The organism is Sphingobium sp. FW305-3-2-15-F-TSA7 (genome assembly GCF_058787155.1).
Map to the genome: position 1 here is coordinate 53,104 of NZ_JBYSZM010000038.1, position 22,626 is coordinate 75,729.

At 66.7% G+C, this 22,626-nt stretch carries 19 protein-coding genes and 1 tRNA gene; 12 read left to right on the plus strand and 8 right to left on the minus strand.

Going from position 1 to position 22,626, the window contains the following annotated elements; all coding sequences use genetic code 11:
* Positions 1 to 32: 32 nt before the first annotated feature.
* The 4 genes from AC3WN8_RS24845 (at position 33) to AC3WN8_RS24860 (ending at position 3,110) form a co-directional block, all read left to right on the plus strand.
* The gene (locus tag AC3WN8_RS24845; RefSeq protein ID WP_492672188.1) at positions 33 to 1,826 is read left to right on the plus strand and encodes a gamma-glutamyltransferase; all 1,794 of its coding nucleotides are present in this window, start codon (positions 33 to 35) and stop codon (positions 1,824 to 1,826) included.
* 172 nt (positions 1,827 to 1,998) lie between these two features.
* Entirely contained in the window at positions 1,999 to 2,319 is a 321-nt protein-coding gene (locus AC3WN8_RS24850) for a hypothetical protein (RefSeq protein WP_492672189.1), read from the plus strand.
* Between the two features lie 117 nt (positions 2,320 to 2,436).
* Positions 2,437 to 2,511, plus strand: a tRNA-Gly gene (locus AC3WN8_RS24855).
* A 320-nt stretch (positions 2,512 to 2,831) separates the two neighbouring features.
* Entirely contained in the window at positions 2,832 to 3,110 is a 279-nt protein-coding gene (locus tag AC3WN8_RS24860) for a hypothetical protein (protein WP_492672190.1), read from the plus strand.
* A gap of 89 nt (positions 3,111 to 3,199) precedes the next feature.
* Here AC3WN8_RS24860 and AC3WN8_RS24865 read toward each other — a convergent pair whose 3' ends face one another.
* Positions 3,200 to 4,204, minus strand: coding sequence for a helix-turn-helix transcriptional regulator (locus tag AC3WN8_RS24865; RefSeq protein ID WP_492672191.1), 1,005 nt, complete (start codon positions 4,202 to 4,204; stop codon positions 3,200 to 3,202).
* Between the two features lie 287 nt (positions 4,205 to 4,491).
* Between AC3WN8_RS24865 and AC3WN8_RS24870 the strand changes: the two genes are divergently transcribed.
* The 3 genes from AC3WN8_RS24870 to AC3WN8_RS24880 are packed head-to-tail and all read left to right on the plus strand — an operon-like array spanning position 4,492 to position 9,461.
* Positions 4,492 to 6,813 (plus strand): TonB-dependent receptor, encoded by a 2,322-nt coding sequence (locus tag AC3WN8_RS24870; protein WP_492672192.1) that lies wholly within the window; start codon positions 4,492 to 4,494, stop codon positions 6,811 to 6,813.
* 18 nt (positions 6,814 to 6,831) lie between these two features.
* Complete coding sequence (locus tag AC3WN8_RS24875) at positions 6,832 to 8,946, plus strand: PQQ-dependent dehydrogenase, methanol/ethanol family (RefSeq protein ID WP_492672193.1); 2,115 nt, start codon at positions 6,832 to 6,834, stop codon at positions 8,944 to 8,946.
* Positions 8,946 to 9,461, plus strand: a complete 516-nt coding sequence (locus tag AC3WN8_RS24880; RefSeq protein ID WP_492672194.1) for a GlcG/HbpS family heme-binding protein — start codon at positions 8,946 to 8,948, stop codon at positions 9,459 to 9,461. The genes AC3WN8_RS24875 and AC3WN8_RS24880 overlap by 1 nt, the downstream gene beginning before the upstream one ends.
* A gap of 35 nt (positions 9,462 to 9,496) precedes the next feature.
* On the opposite strand, the gene AC3WN8_RS24885 is transcribed toward AC3WN8_RS24880, so the two are convergent.
* From AC3WN8_RS24885 to hemC, 6 genes are all read right to left on the minus strand, one after another.
* Positions 9,497 to 11,533, minus strand: coding sequence for a serine hydrolase domain-containing protein (locus AC3WN8_RS24885; protein ID WP_492672195.1), 2,037 nt, complete (start codon positions 11,531 to 11,533; stop codon positions 9,497 to 9,499).
* A gap of 193 nt (positions 11,534 to 11,726) precedes the next feature.
* Positions 11,727 to 13,844, minus strand: a complete 2,118-nt coding sequence (locus tag AC3WN8_RS24890; protein ID WP_492672196.1) for a S9 family peptidase — start codon at positions 13,842 to 13,844, stop codon at positions 11,727 to 11,729.
* A gap of 237 nt (positions 13,845 to 14,081) precedes the next feature.
* Positions 14,082 to 15,377, minus strand: a complete 1,296-nt coding sequence (locus AC3WN8_RS24895) for a Xaa-Pro dipeptidase (RefSeq protein WP_492672197.1) — start codon at positions 15,375 to 15,377, stop codon at positions 14,082 to 14,084.
* A gap of 88 nt (positions 15,378 to 15,465) precedes the next feature.
* Entirely contained in the window at positions 15,466 to 16,365 is a 900-nt protein-coding gene (locus tag AC3WN8_RS24900) for a hypothetical protein (RefSeq protein WP_492672198.1), read from the minus strand.
* Positions 16,366 to 16,392: 27 nt separating this feature from the next.
* Positions 16,393 to 17,076, minus strand: a complete 684-nt coding sequence (locus AC3WN8_RS24905; RefSeq protein WP_492672199.1) for a uroporphyrinogen-III synthase — start codon at positions 17,074 to 17,076, stop codon at positions 16,393 to 16,395.
* On the minus strand, positions 17,073 to 17,999 hold the full coding sequence (gene hemC / locus AC3WN8_RS24910) for a hydroxymethylbilane synthase (RefSeq protein ID WP_492672200.1): 927 nt from the start codon (positions 17,997 to 17,999) through the stop codon (positions 17,073 to 17,075). The genes AC3WN8_RS24905 and hemC overlap by 4 nt, the downstream gene beginning before the upstream one ends.
* Before the next feature lie 44 nt (positions 18,000 to 18,043).
* On the opposite strand from hemC, the gene tsaD reads away from it, so the two are divergent.
* Positions 18,044 to 19,078, plus strand: a complete 1,035-nt coding sequence (gene tsaD / locus AC3WN8_RS24915; RefSeq protein WP_492672201.1) for a tRNA (adenosine(37)-N6)-threonylcarbamoyltransferase complex transferase subunit TsaD — start codon at positions 18,044 to 18,046, stop codon at positions 19,076 to 19,078.
* 10 nt (positions 19,079 to 19,088) lie between these two features.
* The gene (locus AC3WN8_RS24920) at positions 19,089 to 20,069 is read left to right on the plus strand and encodes an NAD(P)H-dependent glycerol-3-phosphate dehydrogenase (RefSeq protein WP_492672202.1); all 981 of its coding nucleotides are present in this window, start codon (positions 19,089 to 19,091) and stop codon (positions 20,067 to 20,069) included.
* A 111-nt stretch (positions 20,070 to 20,180) separates the two neighbouring features.
* Here the strand turns inward: AC3WN8_RS24920 and AC3WN8_RS24925 are convergent, their stop codons facing one another.
* Positions 20,181 to 20,795, minus strand: coding sequence for an ankyrin repeat domain-containing protein (locus tag AC3WN8_RS24925; protein ID WP_492672203.1), 615 nt, complete (start codon positions 20,793 to 20,795; stop codon positions 20,181 to 20,183).
* 42 nt (positions 20,796 to 20,837) lie between these two features.
* Between AC3WN8_RS24925 and AC3WN8_RS24930 the strand changes: the two genes are divergently transcribed.
* From AC3WN8_RS24930 to AC3WN8_RS24940, 3 genes are read left to right on the plus strand one after another with little or no spacing between them, the layout of a single operon-like run.
* Positions 20,838 to 21,458, plus strand: coding sequence for an SCO family protein (locus AC3WN8_RS24930; RefSeq protein WP_492672204.1), 621 nt, complete (start codon positions 20,838 to 20,840; stop codon positions 21,456 to 21,458).
* The gene (locus AC3WN8_RS24935; RefSeq protein WP_492672205.1) at positions 21,446 to 21,889 is read left to right on the plus strand and encodes a YcgN family cysteine cluster protein; all 444 of its coding nucleotides are present in this window, start codon (positions 21,446 to 21,448) and stop codon (positions 21,887 to 21,889) included. The genes AC3WN8_RS24930 and AC3WN8_RS24935 overlap by 13 nt, the downstream gene beginning before the upstream one ends.
* Positions 21,870 to 22,583: a M48 family metallopeptidase gene (locus AC3WN8_RS24940; RefSeq protein WP_492672206.1), complete on the plus strand. Its 714-nt coding sequence runs from the start codon at positions 21,870 to 21,872 to the stop codon at positions 22,581 to 22,583. Before AC3WN8_RS24935 ends, AC3WN8_RS24940 begins: the two co-directional genes overlap by 20 nt.
* The last annotated feature ends 43 nt before the right edge of the window (positions 22,584 to 22,626 follow it).

Below are 22,626 nucleotides of genomic sequence, written 5' to 3' on the forward strand. Positions count from 1 at the left end.
CGATATTTTCCCAGCAAGGACCCGAGATGAAGATGACTCGCCGAACCGCCGTCACCAGCCTGCTCGCCGCGGGCGCCGCCACCACGCTTCCCGGCGTCGCGATCGCGGGGCGCAAGGTCGATCTGTCGCCGGCGAAATGGCCGGCGGGCGAATATGATCGCTTCATGAAGGCGCAGGGTGTCGACCGGACGACGGCGGGCGCCGCGCGCGGCACGCACGGCGCGGTCACCGTGGCCTATAGCGGCCTGGCCGCGCGCGCGGGGCTGGAAGCGTTGAAGCAGGGCGGCAACGCGATCGATGCGGTGATGACGGGCGCGCTTGCCCAGGTCGCTTTGGCGATGGGCGCGCCGATCAGCTATTTCGGGATCATGTCGCTGGTCTATTACGACGCGAAGACCGGCAAGACCCACACGATGAACGCCGAGTGGGACACGGTTTCGGGCGAGACCGATCCGGCGAGCATTCCCGGCGCGATCGATTTTTCGAGCAAGGCGGCGCTGCAGGGCAAGGGTGCGCCGAGCGGGCGCACCGCTTTGGTCGGTGGCTTCATGAAGGGGGTCGAGGCTGCGCACCGGAAATTCGGCAAGCTGCCATTCGCCAGCCTGTTCGACCCCGCCATCCATATTGCGGACAAGGGCATGCCGGTGACGCCCTTCCTCGCCGAGATCTTCGCCTTTCGCGACGCCGATATCCGCCGCCTGCCCGAGACCCGCGCGACGCTCGTCAAGCCCGATGGCTCGCCCTATGTGGCTGGCGACGTCTTCCGCCAGCCCAGGCTCGCCGAGACATTGCGTGCGGTGGCGCGCGATGGCGCCGACCATATGTATGGCGGGCCATGGGGGCAGCGGCTGGTCGCGGCGGTCCAGGCCGATGGCGGCAAGATGACGATCGACGACCTGCGCAATTACCAGGTCATCTGGGCGGATCCGCTCACCGCGCCCCTGCGCAACGGCTATTCGATCCACACCAATCCGACGCCGAACTTCGGCGGTGTCTCGCTGATCGAAGCGCAGAATCTGGCGGACGCCGCGGGCCTGTGCGGCGGCGAGCATTGGACCAAGTCGCCCCAGGCGCTGCGCAAGGCGCTGGAGATCACGCAATTGTTCGGCATCTCGATGTTCCCGAAGGCCGCGCAGGAAGCGATCTATCCCGGTATCGACTTCAGTTCCGAAGCGCGCGTCACCAAGGACCATGCGGCCGCGCTGTGGAAACAGATCGAGGGCGGCAAGACCTTCACCAAATGGAAGCAAACGACGCCGATGCACTCGGACGACATCGTCGCGATCGATGCCGAGGGCAACATCGCGGCGATCACCCATTCGATCAATTGCGTGAACTGGGGCAAGACCGGAATCTTCGTCGACGGCATCTCGATCGGCGATCCCGCAAGCTTCCAGCAGGCGGCGATCGCGCAGGTGAAGCCGGGCAGCCGCCTGCCCGCGCCGACCGAGACGGGCATCCTGTTCAAGGACGGCAAGGCCGTACTCGGCTTCGCATCGATGGGCGCAGGGCTCCACCAGCGCACCTTCCAGGGGCTGCTCAACGTCACCTGTTTCGGCATGGACGTGGAGGCGGCGATCAACACGCCGGACTTCTTCCTGCCATCGATCGATCCGGCGACGGGCGAAACGACGATGGGCGTGCCCGAGGGACGCTTCGATTCGAAGCTGCTCGACGCGACCGGCCTCGCCTGGCGCGCGATGCCGCTCGCCGAAGCGCGTCTCGGCGGCGAAGGCAAATGGGTGGCGATCAGCCGCGACCCCAAGACCGGCGCGCTCCACGCCGCTTCGCACAACCGCAACAACAGCGCGGCCGTGGCTTATTGAGTTGGTGCGGAATTAGGTCCGGCACGACCCACGCCGCATCGGGCGCCCCCCGCGCGGCTCGCACGGCATGATTGCGCGATCCGGTGCGCACTTTTCCGTCGCCGCAAGACACTTTTTTGCCGCTGGTGCGTTGTCACCCCCGAACACGCCATGCGCATCGGGGGATCGAATCATGAGGAACGGGGCTGTGGTCCTGCTGGCAACGCTGCTCCTGGCCGCTTGCGGCGAAGCGAAGCAGCAACAGTCGGCCAGCGCGGACATTCCCTTCGACACGCGGGCGGAAACGCGTAGCGGCCCGGTCGGCCGATCCGAGATCACCGGGATCGACGCTGCGATCAGCGACGCCGAAAAAATGCCCGCCGATTCGGACATGCTGCCGCCCGCGCCGCCGGCCGCCGTGGCGCCGGAGGGAAGTTCCAGGCCCGCTGCACCCGCCGCTGGTGAAGTGGCACCCGTCCTGGCCACCGCGCCCGCCGCCGCCAGCGGTTCGTAGATCGGCATCATTTGTCGGCCTATTGCCAGACTCTTTGCCGAAGGGGGTTGCGGGCAGCAAAAGCCGATGCTAACAGCCGCGCCTCACCCCCGGGGCCTGCCCCGGACATGACGCCGAGCGGGCGTAGCTCAGGGGTAGAGCACGACCTTGCCAAGGTCGGGGTCGAGGGTTCGAATCCCTTCGCCCGCTCCAGCGTTCTTCGCATCGAAGGACCCGCCGATACGCAGCCGAAAGGCTGCGATAAGGCCGATCGCGCCCATCGGGGAGCGCACAGCCAATCGCGACCATCACACATGAAAAGCCATTCGTCGCTGCAAGATCCTGATGCGAACAAATCGGGAACGTGATAGGGCCGGCGGTATTCGGTGTTTCTGGAGGAGTGTATGGCGCGCATTCGCAGGGCGAAGTCATCGATACCGACCGACGATAACCCGATGCTGCCCTTCGAATGGAACGAAGCCGACGCAGACGCGCGCGCGATCGTTCCGGTGTCCAGGCGCAGGCCCAGGCGCGTGGCGAAACCAGAAACCAAGCCGGTTCCCGTTCCCGTGTCATTCCGGCAGGCCGCCCCACCGCCGCCAATGCCTTCGACGCCATTCGGCACCTGGCTGCTCGCCCAGACAAGGAACGATGGCTGGATCGGCGATTTGGCAAAGGCGGCAAAGGCCGATGGCGCATTTCCCAGGGGTGGCGATGCGGACGCTGTGCGCAGGCGGCTGTCGCTCGCAGGCGCCGAAGCGGACATGGTCGAAGCGGTCGACGCCGCCGAGCTGGCCTGGTTGGCCGGCTGATAACGTGGGAAGCTTTTGATCCGCCCCGTCTGCCTTTGTGGCGGGCTGAAGACGTGGAACGTCATGGTCATGGACGCAGCGTCGCCCGTTCAGTTGAGCTGCGCGCGCCCCATTTTCGGCGAGAAGCCGAAGGTGCGCTTGAACGCCGTCGCGAAATTGCTCGAATGCTCATATCCCGCGTCGAACGCGATCTCGGTCACCGAGCGGTCGGTGGTGCGCAATTGTCGCAACGCCTCGTCCATCCGCGCGCGCTGCCGATAGCTGGAGATGGTCATGCCGGTGACCTGCTTGAAACTCTCCATCATCTGCGTCTCGTTCCAGGCGAGTTGCCGGCAAAGCTGCGCGATGCTCATCGTGGCGCCTTCCCCGCTCTGGAGGATCTCGCACAATTCCATCACCTTCTGACGGTTCTTCGGCCGGATCGGATCGGCGGTTCCGTCACCCGACAGCTGACGCAGCGACAGATAGAGAAGCTCGAGCGCTTTCGCCTCGAGCATCAGGTCCGCCAGGCGATCGGACTGGAGCTGCAGCATATCCTCCACGATCGCGCGCATCGCCAGCGGCAGCGGGGCGTCGCGATGGCAGAATTGCGTGATCGGGCCGCGCAGATAGTCGAGCAGGATGCTGGGCAGATCCTCGCTGTCGGGAATGAGTTCGCGCAGGAAATCGCGACTGCACACGATCGTGACCGCGCGCGTGCGCGTGTCGGGCTTCACGATCTCGTGCTTCACCGTGTGCGGCGGCTGGACGAGGAAGGACAGCCGCCCCGATTCCACCACCGAGGAATGCTCTGCATCGTCGCGGATCAGGCTGCTGCCATCGAGCTTGCAATGGAGCTTCAGATGGTCCTGGCTCAGAAACTCGTAACGCTCATGCGTCAAATGGCTGACCTCGGTGAGCACGATCGAGAAGCCCGGCCGGATCGTCGCACCGCGCGACCAGCCATTCTCATTGGGCGTGTTGGCCTTGATCAGCGCGGTCCGCCCCTGCAATCCGGCCTGTCCGGTATAGCGCGTCAGGATACGGCTCGGATCGACCATCGCACTCAGCGTCGGGTCCGGCTCTTCACAGGCGATGGTCGGGCTGATGTCCAAGCGGCAGGTTCCATTCTGATGGAATAGGAGAAAACCCCGTTTATCTCACGGTCAGGCCGACAGCCTAAACCGAACCGTCACGGCGCAGCAATAGCGCGGCTATTGGCGACGCGCGCCGCCGATCCGGCCGTGCCGAACGCGCGTTCGTCCGTCGAATGGCGAACTATCCGATTTTGCAAAGGAAGTTCGGGGCAATGGATAAGCACGACCGCCCTTTCGCCTGCACATTATGCGCCGCCCGCAAAATCAAAGCCAACAAGCTGGCGGGCATGTCCAAGGGGGGCCATATGAATCGCACCGTTTTCCACCATAGCATTCTCCGTTCCGCGCTGCTGGCGCTGGGCGTCTCGGCGGTCGCGCTGTCGGCATCGGCGGCGTCCGCGCAGGAAGAGCCGGCCGACCATGCCGATGGCGAAATCGTCGTCACCGCGCGCAAGACCAATGAGCGGCTGCAGGACGTGCCGATCTCGGTCAATGCGCTGTCGGGCGACCAGTTGCGCGATCGCGGCGCCGTCGACGTCAAGGACGTGCTGCGGAGCATTCCCGGCTTCTCCTTCTCCGGCGTCGAGCGCGGCCTGGGCAATTACAATATCCGCGGCGTGAGCACGGTGGCGTCGTCGCCGACCGTCGGCGTCTATCTCGACGATATCTCGCTGGTCACGGTCGCGACGAGCTTCAGCGGTGCGTTCGATCCGGTGTTCTTCGACATGGAGCGGCTGGAAGTGCTGAAGGGGCCGCAGGGAACGCTTTACGGCGGCAGCTCGATGGGCGGCGCGATCAAATATGTCAGCGCAAAGCCGAATCTGCGCGCGTTCGGCGCATCCGCGGCCGCGGGCGTGGCGATAACGGCGCATGGCGACCCATCCTATAATGGCGAGGTCGTGGTCAACGCGCCGCTGATCGAGGACAAATTGGCTATCCGCGCCGGGCTCTTCTATCGGCGCGATGGCGGCTATGTCGACAATGTGCCCGGCTCGATCCGGAACTCGAACATGTCCAGCGCGCCGTCGCCCGTCTATACGCCGGCTTTCCAGCCGACGCTCAGCACGCGCAGCAGGTCCAATCAGAATTCGTCCGACACCTACGCCGCACGCCTGTCGCTGGAATGGCAGCCCGATCCCAGCTGGTCGATCCGGCCGTCGATCTTCTACCAGGACTATAAGCAGAAAAACCCGAGCCAGTTCTTCCTGGGCGCACGCGAGCTCACCTCGTCCTTCCGTATCGCGCAGCCGACCCACGACAAGGCGGGCATCTACAGCCTCAATATCGACAAGGATCTCGGCGGCGTCCGGCTGACCTCGCTGACCGCCTATTTCGACCGCGATCTGAGCTGGGTCCGTGACTACAGCTATTTCATCGGCGGCCTGGTCGCCCCGTTGTTCCCGCTGACCAGCCGCAACGTTTCGGACAGCAAGACGACGACGTTCAGCCAGGAATTGCGCCTGGCGTCCGACAATGGCCGCGGTGCGCCGCTGAGCTGGATCGCCGGCCTCTATTATTCGAATCAGGACGATCGCCTGGTCCAGACGGTCACCACGCCGGGGGCCACGCCGATCATCGGCACCGAAATCGGCTATTTCGGCGATACCTTCACCAAGACCCGGCAATATGCCGCCTTCGGCGAAGCGACCTATGCCATCCTCGACAATCTCGACGTCACCGCGGGCGTGCGGTTGTTCAAGATCGAGCAGGTGGTCGACATTCTCGGCGACGGCCCGTTCAATGGCGGGCTGACCCAGGTCGCCGGGCGGCGCAGCACCGAAAAGGGCGTGAACCCGAAATTCGGGCTGTCGTACAAGCTGACGCCCGACAATCTGCTCTATGCGTCCGCTGCGAAGGGGTTCCGCCCCGGCGGCCCGAACCGGTTCCAGGTCAATCCGGTGCTGTGCGCGGCCGATCTGGCGCGGCTGGGGCTTTCCGCCGCACCCGATTCCTTCTCGTCCGACAATCTGTGGAGCTATGAGGTCGGGACCAAGAACATGTTCGGCGGCAATCGCGTGATGTTCAACGGTTCGCTCTTCTACACCAAGTGGAAGAAGATCCAGCAGCAGATCGATCTCAACAGCTGCGGCTTCGCCTTTACCGGCAATGCCGGCAGCGCGGAGATCAAGGGGCTGGAGGCGGAAGGCCGGATCAACATCACGTCCGCTTTCCAGATCGGCGGGACCGGCACCTATACCGATGCCAAGATCACGACCGCCGCACTCGGCACGCCCGCGCGCGACGGTGACGAAGTGCAGGCGGTGCCGAAATGGATGGCCAGCGCCTATGCCAGCTACGGCATGGATCTGGGCGGCGACTGGCGTCTGCAGATGCGCGGCGAATATCAGTATCAGAGCAAGGCGCGGCGCCAGTTCGAGCGATTGCAGTCGGTGCGCTATTCCGACGGCGTGACCGGCGCCGTGCCCAATGGTGCGGAGATCCGCCAGGGGTACAGCGTGGTGAATGCCTTCGCATCGGCCACGCGCGATGCGACCGAAGTCCGGCTTTACGTCAACAATCTGCTCGATACGCGTCCGTTGCTCGATACCGATTTCAGCATCGGCGGCGATCGATCGACGACGATCCGGCCGCGCACCGTGGGTGTCGAACTGCGGCAGCGCTTCTAGGCGCGGAGGAGGAACGGCATGATCTCACATTGTCTCGTCATCGCGCGCCGGACGCGCGGACTGGCGTCCACGATTGCTGCATTGCTGTTGTTGAGCGGGTGCTGGACGCGATCGGCCGAGGACGGAAACGCAGCCTGGCAGCGCGAAACGGCCTATTATTATCCGACGTCGCGGATCGACGCCTCGAATGCGTCGAAGCTGGGCGTGGCCTGGGAATTCGACGGTTTCGTCGTCCGCGGCCGCACGCATCGCGGTGTCGAGGCGACGCCGATCGTGGTCGACGGCGTGATGTATACGACCGGCCCGTGGAGCATCGTCTATGCGCTGGACGCGAAGACCGGGAAATTGCTCTGGCAATATGATCCGGAGGTCGACGGCCAGTTCGCGCGGCGAACCTGTTGCGACGTGGTCAATCGCGGCGTCGCGGTCGCCGATGGCGTCGTCTATGTCGCGACGCTCGACGGCTATCTGGCGGCGGTCGACGCCAGGACCGGCAAGGAGCTATGGAAGGTCGACACGATCACCGACCGCAGCCGCAGCTATGCCATCACCGGCGCGCCGCGCGTCGCGGGCAAGACTGTCGTGATCGGCAATGGCGGCGGCGAGATGGGCGTGCGCGGCTATGCCAGCGCCTTCGATCGCAAGACCGGCAAGCTCGCCTGGCGTTTCTTCATCGTGCCGGGCGATCCCGCTGCGGGGCCGGACGAACATCCCGAAGTGACCGAGGCACGCAAGACCTGGGATCCCAAGTCGCGCTGGGATCTTGGCGGTGGCGGCACCGCCTGGGATTCGATCGTCTACGATCCCGACACCAACATCGTCTATCTCGGCACCGGCAACGGCATGCCGCACCCCTTATGGTCGCGCAGCCCGGCGGGGGGCGACAATCTCTATCTGTCGTCGATCGTCGCGCTCGACGCCGATAGCGGCCGCAAGAAATGGCATTACCAGACCACGCCCGGCGACAGCTGGGACTATACCGCCACGCAGAACATGATCCTGGCCGACATCAAGATCGGCGACCGGCTCCGCAAGGTGATCATGCAGGCGCCGAAGAACGGCTTCTTCTACGTGCTCGACCGCGTGACCGGCGAATTGCTGTCGGCGGAGAAATTCACCACCGTCACCTGGGCGGACCGGGTCGACCTGAAGACCGGGCGGCCGGTGGTCACCGCGCAGTCGGATTTCAGCAAGGAAACCAAGCTGGTCTGGCCGTCCGAGGCGGGCGGGCACAACTGGCCGCCCATGGCGTATAACGAACAGACCGGGCTGGTTTACATCCCCGTCCTCGAAGCGCCGATGACCTTTCAGATGAGCGACGAGCCCTATCGTCCCTATAGCCCCATCCAGGGATCGATCGCCGCCTTCCCCGCCTTTTCCGGGTTCGGCGAAGGCGATCGCCCCGCTGCCTTTGCCGGACAGCCCAAGCCGAAGTTCGAACAGGTGCTGAAGGCCTGGGATCCGGTGGCGCAGAAACTGGTCTGGAGCTCGAAGGTGATGCCGTTCTGGAGCGGCGGCGTGATGACCACGAGCGGCGGGCTGGTGATGCAGGGATCGGCCGATGGCTATCTGACCGTCTATGATGCCAGGACCGGCAAGGTGCTGCACCGTATCGATATCGGCACCGGCATCATGGCCGCGCCGATGGCGTACGAGATCGACGGCGAGCAATATGTCGCGGTGGCGGCGGGCTTTGGCGGTGCGCTCAACGTCGCCTATACCCCGGGCGCCGCCGCCCTGAAGCGCGAGAATGCCGAGCGGCTGATCGTGTTCAAGCTGGGCGGATCGCCGGCCAGGCTGCCGCCGCTGCGCACCGCGACCGCATTCGTGCCGGCACCCGCGCAATATCGCGGAACCGAGGCACAGGCCAAGCGCGGCGCGGCGCTGTACGGGGCGAATTGCGGGCGCTGCCATGGTGGGCCCGACACGCTGGGCGGCTATCCCAATCTCTGGAAAATGCCCGCCGAGGTCCATGCCGCCTTCCTGCAGATCGTGCGCGAAGGCACTTTCGCCGATGCCGGCATGGCATCGTTCGCCGATGTGCTCAGCGAGCAGGATGCGAAGGACATCCACGCTTTCCTGGCGCACCCGATCCCGAAACAGACGCCGTCGGCGCCGAGGAAAATGCACTGATGACGACCGGGGGAAACATGGTGATGAATTCCGATCTTCGGCGCGGCTGGCTTGCCGCGTTCGCGCTGCTGGCCATGTTCGGCGCGGGCAGCGCCGGTGCCGAAGCGCCAGCCGGAACGGGCGCGACGCTCCGCATGGTCGAGGCGCGGAAGATCGCCGATGCCTTGGTCGATCTCGCGACCGAGAAAGGCCGCAGCGTCTCGGTCGTGGTCGTCAATCGCGAGGGCCGCGTCATCCTGTCGCAGCGGATGGACGATGCCTCGTTCGTGAGCCTGCAGCTCGCCGAGAGCAAGGCGCTGACCGCCGCCGCCATCGGCGTACCGACAAAGCTGCTGGAACAGCAGGTGGATGGCGGCAAGCTGTCGGTCCTGTCGGCGCCCGGCGTCGTCACGATCGCGGGCGGCGTACCGGTGACGAAGAATGGCAAGGTCGTCGCGGCGATCGGAGTCAGCGGGGCGGCCTCGGACGAGGACGACATGATGGCGACGGCCGCGCGCGATGCCGTGATGAAATAGGCCGGCGGCTTGCCGCCGCCGGCCGATGCTTCGTTTTATGCCCAGGGCAGCAGACCGCCGCGGATGCCGACCATCACCGAAAGCGCCAGGAACAGCAGCACGACCGCGACATGGCGCAGCAGCGCGAAGCTGCCCGGCCTGGGGCCTTGGCGCAGGCCGAGAGCCAGCAGCACTGCGGAGGCGATCGTGGCCAGCGTCGCGACAAGAGCGGCGATCGATGCCACGACAAGCGGTGCCGGCGGCCAGTAATGGAGCGATGGTCCGTTGGCGATGATCGACGGCAGCCACATGGCCAGCGCGATCACGGATACGAGCCATAGCGTGCCGGCGCCCAGCAGTCCGTAATGCGACAGGCGCAGCGTCGATCCCTGATAGGTCGTGCCGCGCCGTGCCAGATAGGCCGCCCACAGGCCGAACGCGGTGAGCGCGACCAGCCCGGCGAGCCAGCCGAGCAGTCCGAGGTCGAACAGTCCGGATGCGCGTTCGAACGCATTGGCGCCCGACGGCGTATAGATGCGGATCGCCTTGCCATTGTCGTCGAGCACGAAGTTCAGATAGCCGTCGCCGTCCATCGCACGGAACTGCGTCGGCGAATCGCCGGGTGCCCAGCTCTGGCTGCCGAGCGCGCCGGAGGTCACCAGATAGCCGTCGGGCGAAGTCGAGACCTTGGCGACGCCGCCGAGCACGCCCAGGAACTTCTCGAGTCCCGAATAGGCCCGGCGCGTCGCGAGATAGGTGCCCTCGTAATTGCCGGCGTTCTTCAGGAACGCCGGATTGCCGGGGCGCTGGATCGGCGGGGTCTGCGCATAGAAGCGTTCGATGATCGCGCCCGGCAGCTTGCCGGACAATGCGCCGCCGCCGACGGTGTTGGTGCTGATGAACACGCCCAGGTCGAGTTCGGGGATCACCATCATCTGGGTGAGGAAGGCACTGGTGCCGCCGCCATGGCCATAGCCGGTGAAACCGCCGGGCAGGGTCTGCATGCCGAAGCCATGCGCCCATCCGTTGACGCCGGCGGGGACCTTCATGATCGGCGTGCGGAACGCCTTGGCGGCGACGGGACCGTAGATGGTCGTGCCGTCGATCGTGCCGTCGCGCAGCAACAGGCGGAGATAGCGGGCCATGTCCTCGGCGGTGGTTGCGATCGATCCGGCGGAAGCGACGCTGCCGATAAAGTCGGGGCCCATCGACTTGAAGCGATTGCCGCCCCAGCGGAAGCCGTCGGAGACGTCGCCGGCGAGCGCCGCGGGCATCGGCGCGGCAAAGCCTGCGCGCGGTTTCATCGGTTCGCGGAAGGTGCTGCGCGTCATGCCTGCCGGGGCGAACACGTCGCGGTCGGCGACCGTCTCGAAATCGGTCTTGTTGAGCCCCGCGAGAATCTGGCCGGCGACTGCGACGCCATAGTTGGAATAGGTGGAGAGCGTGCCCGCCTCCCGCACGCGATCCGGCCGGTGCAGGCGGATATAGTCCGCCGGCGGGGTCAGACGCTCGGCCTTGTCGAGGATGAGATGGCCGAGCGCGATATCCTCCATGCCGGTGGCATGGGCCATCAGATCGACGATGCGGATCGGCTGTTTGAAGCCCTGATCGGGAATCTGCGATTCGGGCGGCAGATACTGGTTGACCGGGTCGGTCAGCTTGATGCGACCCTTCTCCACCTCGCGCATGATCAGGATCCAGGTCATCGTCTTGGAGACCGATCCGATGCGGAACAAAGTCTTGCGCGGATCGACGGTCCGCATCGGATTCAGTCCGGAGATGCCATAGCCTTTCAGCAGCACCGGCCGGTCATTCTGCACGATCGAGACGGTGACGCCGGCGATGTGGAGATCGTTCATGCCCTGGCGGACGACGCCGTCGACCAGCGCTTCGAGTTCGGCCGGCGGGATGGGCTGGCCCGGCGCCAGCTTGGGCGTGGGCCGAAGCGCATCGACGGCAGCCGCCTGGGTTGCCGGTGCGGCACCGGCAGGTGCTGTGGCCGGTGCCGGGCCGGTCTGGCTGAGCAGCGCCTGGCTTCCGGTAAGCGCGGCCAGGCCGGCCAGCGCGACAAGCATCGATGATCTGAATTTCACGTGCATCCCCCTCGCAAGGACGGGGCGTCCGGCCCCGATGCGGCGCGATTCCCTCGCACCACCACCGGTTGCCGGGATCTGGCATCGGCGCGCGGTTTTCCGCTGTTCGCGCCAGAACAACCCCAATGGGATCAGGATTGTCCTGATCGGAAAATAAGTCAATCCGCGATTTAACGCCTCATCAGGCCCGCATTCAGGGTTTCAGCTTGGCCTCCAGGAAACGCACCGTCGCGGTGTCCGACCGGCGCCAGCTGTCATAGCGCTGGAAATCGTGAAGCTCGTTGGGCAGCACCAACTCCTCATAGGGAATGCCTTCGGCGTCGAGCCGGCGGGCGAGGTCGATCGTCTGGTCGAACGGCACGTTGCGGTCGTCGTCGCCATGGATCAGCAGCACGGGCGAGCGCCAGGTCTTCATCGACGCGACCGGCGAGCTTTCGAACGCGATCTTCGCCATGTCGGGCCATTCGCCCTTCTCATACCCCTGCGGTTCGGCGAAGCGCGTCGAGCGGCGCGACCAGTCATGCACGCCGTGGAGATCGACGCCCGCCTTGAACATGTCGCTGTTGCGCGCAAGGCCGAGCGCGGTCAGCAGGCCGCCATAGGAACCGCCCCACAGGCCGATCCGCTTGTCGTCGACATCGGGCAGCGACTGGAGGAAGCGGCCGGCCGCGACGATATCCTGATATTCGGACGAACCGGCCAGGCCGCCTCTCGCCGCGTTCTGGAAAGCGCGGCCATAGCCGATGCCGAGCCGGTAATTGACCGCAAGCACGGTGAAGCCGCGCGACGCCAGATACTGGTTCATCGCGTAGGAATGCGAATAATAGCCCGAATAATTCCAGCCGAGCAGCATCTGCCGCGGCGGCCCGCCATGGATATAGATCATCGCGGGCTTCTTCGCATCGCGGCCGCGGCCGACGAAGAGCTGGCCGTGGATGGTGAGTCCGTCGGCCGCCTTGAACGTCACATGGCGCGGCATCACGAACTGGGCAGACGGGAAGTTGGCGCTGCCGGCGTCGATCGCGCGACCTGGGCCGGTTGCGCCGGCCAGATGCACGCGCGGCGGCGTGGAGGTGGTCGCCGCGATCATTGCGACACCGCCGGTACCGGCCGGAACCGGCGTCCATTCGAGCCCCTCGCCCGCCGTCAGCGCGACCGCAGCCGCCCGATCGACGGGCACGCGATAGACATGGCGGCGTTCGTCGTCATCGGCCGAAGCGCCGGTATTGGCGCTGTAGAGCAGCGACTTGCCGTCGCGGCTGAGCGCGACATGCTCGACCATGAAATCGCCGGGCGTGAGGTGCGTCACCTCACCGCCCGCCACCGGCACCGAATAGAGATGCGGCCAGCCATGGAATTCGGCGCGGAAGGTCAGCCGGTCGCCGGCCGCCCACATCAGGAACAGCCCGTCGGGCACGCGGCTCGGATAGGAGCCTTCCAGCGTCGTGGGGCTGCGCCAGACGGCACGCCCTTCGCCGGTCGCGGCATCTGCGACCCAGAGCGACCAGGGTTGCGGCGATTCCTTGAGAAAGGGGCGTGGCGCGCCGCCATTGTTGGTCCGCCGGCTGAACGCGATGCGCTTGCCGTCGGGCGACCAGACCGGATTCTCGTCCCAGGCGGTCGAGGGCGACATCCAGACGATCGGTTTGCCCGCGCCGGTATAGATGCCGATGAAGCTGTGATCGCCGTCGCGGCGCGAGACGAAGGCAAGCGCAGTGCCGTCGGGCGACCAGGTCAGATCGGTCACCCGGCCGCGATCGAAGAACAGCTTTTCCGGCTTGCCCTTGCCCGTGGGATCGGCGGTCCAGGCCTGATCGTCCTTGATATAGGCGAGCTTGCCGCTTCCGGAGAGTGCGGGCGCATCGCCTTCGGCGACCTTCACCGCCGGCCCGCCCGCAGTCGCGGCGGACCAGATCCACATCTGCTGCTGCTCGGTCGACGATGCGGGATTGGGCTGGAGATTGCCCGTCGCACGGTAATTGCCATGATGCTCGCCGCCGCGCGTCCAGGCCAGACGACTGCCGTCGCCCGACAGGATCAGGCCGGTGAGCTGCTGGCCGTCATCTTCGGTGGCGGTCGTCACCTTGCGCGCCTTGAAATCGGGACCGGAGGCGAGCCAGATATTGCGCACGCCCTTGGCGGTCTCGATCCAGGCGACGCGGTCGGCAGCGGCGGCGGCGGTCAGGTCGCTGGGAAAGCTGTAGCCGATGAAGGATTCGAGCCCCTCGGGCATATTCGCGGGCGGCTGCGAGGATGCCTCCATCGCAAAGGCCGACATCAATATCGCAAGCCCGATCATCGCACGTCGCATATCGCCCCCTCGTCCGGAAACGGCCCGACGCAGCGTTCGGCGATCGGAGTCTCAATCCCGATCAGGACAGTGTTTTCTGTGCAGGCGCATGTCAAGCGGGTTGCTTGCAGATTTCAGCCGCCATCTTGTCATTCCCGCGCACGCGGGAATCCAGCTTCTTCTTCCTTCTGATGTGTCACGGAAGAGATGGATTCCCGCGTACGCGGGAATGACAGGAGAGAGCAGGAGAGCAGGTCGCTACCGGACGATCTTCCCGCCCTTCATGACGTGGTCGACTTTCTCGAGCGCGGCGATGTCGGCGATCGGATCCGTCCTGACCGCGATCATGTCGGCATAGCGGCCCGGCGCGATCGCACCGACATCCTTCGTCCAGCGCAGCGCATCCGCCGCCACCAAGGTCGCGGCCTGGATCGCCTGCATCGGCGTCATGCCATAGCGGACCATATATTTGAACTGCCGGGCATTCTGGCCGTGCGGATAGACGCCGGCATCGGTGCCGAAGGTGATCCTGGCACCGGCGCGCACCGCCTTGCGGAACCCTTCGCGCTGCGCGTCGGTGGTCTCCCGATTCTTGCGCAGATAGCCTTCGGGCCAGCCCTCTTTGGTGCCGACCTCTTCGATATAGTCGCCATTATAAATGTCCATGTCGAGGAAGACGCCCTTGGCCTTGGCCAAGGCGATCCCCTCGTCGTCGATCAGCGAGGCATGCTCGATCGCGCGCACGCCGGCATTGATCGCCGCCTTGATGCCGTCGGCACCATGCGCATGCGCGGTCACCCAGCCGCCGCGCGCCGTCGCCGCAACGACCGCGGCACGCATTTCCTCGGGGCTCAGTTCGAGCTGGCCGGGTTCGGTGCCTTCGGCAAGCACCGCGCCGGTCGCGATCAGCTTGATCGAATCGACGCCGCGCTGGAACAGGGTGTTGACCTTCAGCCGGACGTCGTTGGCATCGGTGACGACACCAGCGCGCATATCGGCCGGCACCGTCACGTCGGGCGCAAAACCGGTCACTTCGCCGCCGCCGCCGGGCACCGTGATATAGGCGCCGACCACGCTCATCCTCGGGCCGTCGATATCGCCGCGGTTGATCGCGTTGCGGAGTTCGACGTCGCTGAACGCGCGGAAACAGCCGACATCATGGACCGAGGTGAAACCGGCATTCAACGTGACGCGCGCGTTGCGCAGCCCGACAAAGGCCATTTCCTGCGGGCTGTGCATCAGCGGTTCGGCGATATTGTTGGTCTGGCCCCAGTCGGCGAGATGGGTGTGCATGTCGATCAGGCCGGGCAATACGGTGAAGCCCGACCAGTCGATCACCGTCGCGCCGTCGGGTGGCGGCGCATAGGGCGCGACCGAGACGATCCGGCCATCGTCGATGCGGATCAGCCGGTCGGTGAGGACGACGCCCTTTTCGGTGTCGATCAGCCGTCCGGCGCGGACATAGCTGGTATCAGCCAGGGCCGGTGCGGCAGCAGCGAGCGCAAGTGCCGCAAGCGCGGCGCGTGGAATGGTGATGAGGATGGTATCGGCCATGGAGTCCTCCCCGGAGCCCGATGGCCCCGAAGCGCATCCTGCGACACTATTATACAATCGTCAAACAAGAACCCGGAAGGGGACGCGATCAACTCGCCGAAGGCAGCGGGGCATCCTGTTCCGGCGATGCGCCCGGCGCGGGCAATGGCATTGCGTCATCGGGACGATCGAGGATCGCGGCGGTCTCGATGATGTCGAGCGCGCGGCGCGCCTCGATATAGCGCCGCGCATTCGCCATCCAGTTCGCCGCCTTGTCGCGGCCCGGCATCCGCGCGACTTCGGCCAGGGCCGCATCGACCTGACCGCCTTCGAGCCGGCGCTTGGCGCGCTGCAGGCGTTCGATGGGCAAGGGCGAGGGCGTACCGGCCCGGCGCACCACGATCAGGCCGGAAACTTCGCGCTTCAGCCCATCCCACCAACTCGGCGTCGATCCCGCGCTGGCGAGTTGCGGGCCGAGATCGTTGAGCGCGATCTGCAATTCCTCCAGCGTCACTGGCTGGCGCGCGGCGGCGATGACCATCGCCACGGCACGGGGCTGGGCCTCACCGAAGCGCTCGCGCAACTGCGCCTCGATATAGCCGAGCGCGACGCCGCGATCGAGTGCGCGCCGCGCCGCAAAGGCAACCAGCAACCCCTCCGCGCGCGAGGCATTGCCCGATGCGGCACGCGCGCTGACGCTGATCTGCGCGAGCCGTTGCTCCAGGTCGCGAACGCGGGTGGTGAGATCGTCGAGACTTGCCGGATTGGCGGGGAGCGCTTGAACCTGTGACGGCGTCATCGGCATCGGCGTGGTCGGCCCCAGCGCGGTGGGGCCGCCGGACACGGCCGCTTCGCGACCGAAATAACCCATGCCGCCGCCCCATTTCTTGAGCAGCACGCCCATCGCGATCAGTCCGAGCAGGAATGCGACCAGCGCGACGATCAGCAGCGTGCGCATCGGCCGCGGCCTGCTCGGCGTCGTCTCGACCGGCTCATATTCGCTCGCCATGCCCAACCAATCCCCTGATGCCGTGGCTTATTTGTCGCACAAGCGCGCGGCGAGCGCCAGCAATGCCGCATCGTCCGGCGTGGCGGCCGCTTCCATCCGCGCCCATCCCGATCCTGCCGCGGCGATGGCGGCCGGGCTGATCGCGGCCACGGAAATGGTCGCGCGCGAACGGCCGAGCGCATCGACGAGCGCCGCGAAGCGCTCGGCCGCGCGCGGCGAATGCAGCAGCGCCAGCGGCGCCTGTTCCAGCGCTTCGTCCAGCCCCTCGGGGCGCTCGATCGTGGCGGATTCGTAGACGGTGGTGCGTTCGATCATCAGTCCGGGCGCGGCGGACTCGCGGCGATGTGCGCCACAGAAGTGAAGCACGCGCAGCACGCCTTCGGCCTCGAGCAGCGCGGTCAGACCGGCCGCATCGCCAGGTCCCTCGCGGACATGCGAGAAGCCCGTCTGCCGCGCCGCTTCGGCGGTTGCCGTGCCGACGGCATAAGCGGGGAGCGCGCCGTAGCGCGACAGGCTGGCGCCGCCGGCGCGGACGGCATTGGCGCTGGTGAACATCACGGCGTCGAAGCGGACCGGATCGGGGGGGAACCAGTGCAGCGGCTCGATCGCGAACAAGGGCACGGCGACGGCGTCGAGCCGGAGCGCGGCGGCGGCGCGCACCGTGCGGCTCGCGCCCGGTTCGGGGCGCAGGATCAGCAGCGGACGGCTCATGCCGCGAACAGCGCGCGCAGCGGTGGAGCCGCGCGATCAAGCAGCGTTTCGGCAAGCGCCGTCACCGGCGCGTGATCGCCGGGCGCGATGCGGGTCTCGCCGCGCTCGCACAGGCTGCCGTCCATGGCGAGGATTTCGGCGCGCAGATGGATATGGTCGCCGTCGATCTGCGCCAGCGCCGCCACCGGGGCGCGGCAATCCGCGCCCAGCCGCTCGAGCAGCGCCCGTTCGGCACGAACGCACAGGCTGGTCGGCCGATGATCGATCGCGGCGAGCAAATTTCGGATTTCGGTGCGTTCGGCCAGGCATTCGATCCCGACCGCGCCTTGCGACGGCGCCGGCAGCATCGTCTCCACCGCGATCGGCGTACCGATATCGGGCCGGTCCAGCCGCTCGAGCCCCGCTGCCGCCAGCAACGTCGCTTCGGCCTCGCCACGCGCGAGCTTGGCAAGGCGCGTATCGACATTGCCGCGGAACAGCACGATCTCCAGATCCGGCCGTTCGCGCAGCAATTGCGCGGCGCGGCGCGGTGAACTGGTGCCGACACGCGCGCCCCGGGCCAGCGCATCGATGCTCTCGGCGCCGATCAGCCGGTCGCGGACATCGGCGCGCGCAAGCATCGCGGCGATCGCGATCTCCGCCGGCCGGACGGTCTCGACGTCCTTCATCGAATGGACGGCGAAATCGATGCCGCCATCGTCGAGCGCGCGTTCGAGTTCCTTGGTCCACAATGCCTTGCCGCCCAGTTCGGACAGCGGGCGATCCTGGATCAGGTCCCCCGTCGTCTTGACCGTGACGATCTCGATCGCGTCCGTATCCCAGCCATGCGCGGCGATCAGCGCGTCACGCACCATATGTGCCTGAACGAGCGCGAGCGGCGATCCGCGGGTGCCGAGCTTGAGGGGCAAAGCTGGGGTGGGCATGGCGGCGCTTGTGCTAGCCGTGCTGCAGACTAGATGGAAGGGGCATGACGATCATTCTCGGCATCGAATCGAGCTGCGACGAAACCGCGGCTGCGTTGGTCACGGGCGACCGGCAGATCCTGTCGCACCGGCTGGCGGGTCAGGAAGCTGCGCATCGCCCGTTCGGCGGGGTGGTGCCGGAAATCGCGGCGCGTGCGCATGTCGAGGCGCTCGAACCACTTGTGGCGGCTGCGCTCGACGAAGCCGGCCTCGGCCTGGCCGATGTCGACGCGATCGCCGCGACCGCCGGGCCCGGGCTGATCGGTGGCGTCATGGTCGGGCTGGTCACCGCCAAGGCGTTGGCGATGGCGGCGGACAAGCCGCTGATCGCGGTCAATCATCTGGAGGGGCACGCCCTCTCGCCGCGTCTGGCCGATCCCGATCTGCGCTTCCCCTATCTGCTGCTGCTGGTCTCGGGCGGGCATTGCCAGTTGCTGCTGGTCGAGGGGGTCGGGCGCTATCGCCGGCTGGCGACGACGATCGACGATGCGGCGGGCGAAGCGTTCGACAAGACCGCCAAGCTGCTCGGGCTCGGCTTTCCCGGCGGGCCGGCGGTGGAGCGCGCTGCGGCAGAGGGCAATGCGTCGGCGGTGCCCCTGCCCCGGCCGTTGGTCGGCAGCGCCGAGCCGCATTTCTCCTTTGCCGGCCTCAAAAGCGCGGTCCTGCGCGCGCGCGATGCCGGCGTGCACAGGCCGCAGGATATTGCCGCGAGCTTCCAGCAGGCTGTCGTCGATTGCCTGGTCGATCGCACGCGCCGCGCCATCGCGCGGGCCCCGGGCGCGACCGCGCTGGTCGTGGCGGGCGGCGTGGCCGCCAACGGCGCCATCCGCGCCGCGCTGCAGGCGCTTGCGGCCCAGCATGGCCTGCCCTTTTCCGCGCCGCCGCTCTGGCTGTGCACCGACAATGCCGCGATGATCGCCTGGGCCGGCGCGGAGCGTTTCGCGGCGGGACTCACCGATCCGCTCGACGTGGCGGCGCGGCCGCGTTGGCCGCTCGATCCGGATGCGGAGAAGGTCCGTGGGGCAGGGGTGAAGGCATGAGGATCGAGGCATGAGGATCGGCGTCATCGGCGGCGGGGCCTGGGGCACCGCACTGGCCCAGGTGGCCGCGGCGGGCGGAGAGCCGGTGCTGCTCTGGGCGCTGGAGCCCGATGTGGTCGAGGCGGTGAACGCCACGCGCGAGAATCCGGTCTATCTGGCGGGCGTGCCGCTTTCGCCCGCGATCCGTGCGACCGGCCGGCTTGCCGATCTGGAAGGATGCGACGCGCTGCTGGTGGTGACGCCGGCGCAGCATGTCCGCGGCATATTGAGCGGCATCGACGCCTCGGGAATCCCGCTGGTGCTGTGTTCGAAGGGGATCGAGGCCGGCAGCCGCAAGCTGGTGTCGGAAGTGGCCGAGGAGATTCAGCCCAACGCCGCGATCGCGGTGATCTCCGGCCCCACTTTCGCGCATGAAGTGGCAAAGGGCCTGCCGACCGCGGTGACCCTGGCCTGCGCCGATGCCGCGATCGGCGCCACGCTCGCCGAGCGCCTCGCCAGGCCCAATTTCCGGCCCTATGCCTCGACCGACGTCATCGGATCGGAGATTGGCGGCGCGGTGAAGAATGTGCTCGCCATCGCCTGTGGCGTGGTCGATGGCCGCGGTCTCGGCTTGAATGCGCGCTCGGCGCTGATCGCGCGCGGATTCGCCGAAATGACGCGATTCGGCCTCGCCAAGGGCGCGCGGGTCGAAACTTTGTCGGGACTGTCGGGGCTGGGCGATCTCGTGCTCACCTGCTCCTCGACCCAGTCGCGCAATTTCTCGCTCGGCAAGGGATTGGGCGAAGGGCGTGGCGCCGCCGAACTGATGGCGGATCGCCGGACGATCGCCGAAGGCGCGTTCACTGCACCCGTCCTGCAGGAGGCCGCACGCGCGATCGGCGTGGACATGCCGGTGGTCGACGCGGTCTGCGCGCTGCTCGACGGCTCGGCTTCGGCCGATACGATCGTATCGGCGCTGCTCGCCCGCCCGCTCAGGTCCGAAGGGCGCTGAGGCGACCCGGAGCGTCATGCTGAACGTGTTTCAGCATCCATGCGACCACCCGCACCATCGCGTCCGTTTCGGCATCGACCCTGAAACGCGTTCAGGGTGACGGAAGGGAGCCTATTTCGGCCCCACGGTCGCGGCCTTGGGCTTCTTCGCGTCCTCGATCGCACGCAACACAGCGCTGCCGCGCGCGTCGCGCTTGGCATAATCGCGCGCGGACATGCCGGCCAGCGTATCGGCCCTGTCGGGATTGGCGCCGGCATCGAGCAACAGGCGGACCATGCGGATATCGCGAAGCTGGACTGCGCGGATCAGCGGCGTCTCGCCCGAATTATTGGCCTCGTCGACACGCGCGCGCCGCTGGATCAGTGCGGCGGCGCCTTCGGCGAAGTTCAGCTGCGCGGCGATCATCAGCGGCGTATTGCCTTGCTTGTCCTCCGCATCGACGCGCGGGCTGCGCGCCAGCAGGAAGCCCAGCCAGCTGAGGTCGCGGCGCGCCACGACGATATGGAGCGCGGTCTGGCCCGTGGACAGGTCGCGGCTGTCGATGATGGTGGTGCCCGGTTCGTTCAGCAATTCAGTGGCCTTGGCGCCATCGGCGTCGCGCACCGCCTTCAGGAACTGATAGGCGGGTGACTGGAATTGCGCCGCGGCCATGCCCGGCAACAGCAGCGCCGCCGCGGCCAGCATGGCCAGCCCCGTGCGCACCGCGCCCTTCATGAATTCGCTCATTCAACATTCCCTGACGTCTTGCGCTTGCGGCCATAGCAAAGCATGGCTGGCACCGCCATGAACGAAATCGCGCGCTTCGCCCTCACTCTGCTGCCCGTGGCGGCATTTCTTTCGCTGACCGGCTGCAATCGGCAGGCGGCGGCATCCGCCGAACCGCCGCTTGCCGGCGCCACGCTGGGCGCCAGCTTCGCGCTGACCGACCAGGATGGCAAGACTGTGAAGGACAGCGATTTCGCGGGCAAATATCGGCTGATCTATTTCGGCTATACCTTCTGCCCCGATGTATGCCCGGTCAGCATGCAGCGGCTGATGCAGGGTTATCGCCTGTTCGAGAAAGCGAATCCGGCGGCCGCGGCCAAGCTTCAGCCGATCTTCATCTCGGTCGATCCGGAACGCGATACGCCACCCGCGCTCAAGCAGTTCGTCGGCAATTTCCATCCGAAGCTGATCGGACTGACCGGCACGCCCGAGCAGATCGCGGCGGTCGCCAAAGGCTATGCCGTCTATTATCGCAAGGCAGGTGAGCCGGGCGCCAAGGATTATCTGATGGATCATTCGGACGTCAGCTATCTGATGGGGCCCGACGGTGCGCCGATCGCGCTCGTCCCCCAGGATGGCAAACCCGAGGCGATCGAAGCCGTGCTTGCGCAATGGGTGAAATAGGCACCCGCTTCTGGGAAACCACCTCGCTCGCGATGATGAGCCGCGAGCAGTGGGAAAGCCTGTGCGACGGTTGCGGCAAATGCTGCATCCACAAGCTCGAGGACGAAGAGACCGGCGAACTCCATCCGACCAATGTCGCGTGCAAGCTGCTCGACCGCCGCAGCGGCCTTTGCACCGATTACCGCCATCGCCGCGTGCACGTGCCCGAATGCGTGCGCCTGACCCCACGCCTGCTGCGTGAGATCGACTGGCTGCCCGAGACTTGCGCCTATCGGCTGATCGACGAAGGAAAACCGCTGGCCGACTGGCATCCGCTGGTCAGCGGCGATCCCGAATCGGTCCATGCTGCCGGGATCTCGGTGCGCGGCTGGACGGTCTCGGAAACCGAAGCGGGCGACCTGGAGCATCATATTGTCGACCGCATTCTCTGAGGCGGTGTTCGGCCCGCCGGGGCGCGAACAATCGCTGATCGTCCGCCGCAGCCGCCAGGCGCGCCGGATGCGGCTGAGCGTCGATCCGCGCAACGGCGCGGTCACATTGTCGCTGCCATGGCGCGCCAGCCTGAAACCCGCGCTCAGCTGGGCCGACGCGCAATGGCCCTGGGTAGAGCAGGCGCTGGCGAAATTGCCGCAGCCGAGCCCGATCACGCCCGGCGGCCTGTTTCCCTTCGAGGGTGAGGATCTGCTGGTCGACTGGCATGCCGATCGTGCGCGCACCGTGCATCACGAACCCGGCCGCCTCGTGTTCGGCGGGCCGCGTGACGCCGTGACGTCACGGATCGTCGCCTGGGCGAAACGCCGCGCGCGAGAGACGCTGGAACGCGAGACGCTGGAGATCGCAGGCGTCGCGGGCGTCAGCATCGGACGGATCGGCGTCGGCGATCCGCGCGCGCGCTGGGGAAGCTGCGCGGTGAACGGCGATATCCGCTACAGCTGGCGGCTGATCATGGCGCCGGTCTTCGTGCGCCGATCGACGGTCGCGCATGAAGTCGCCCATCGCATCCATATGGATCACAGCCCGGCATTCCACGCCCTGGCGGCGAAGCTGTATGGCGGCGATCCGAACGAAGCGCGCGCATGGCTCCGCGCGCATGGCAGCGCGCTGCATTGGGTGGGACGGGAATAGGGCTGCCCCACCCAATCCGTTTGTCCCGAGCGAAGTCGAGGGA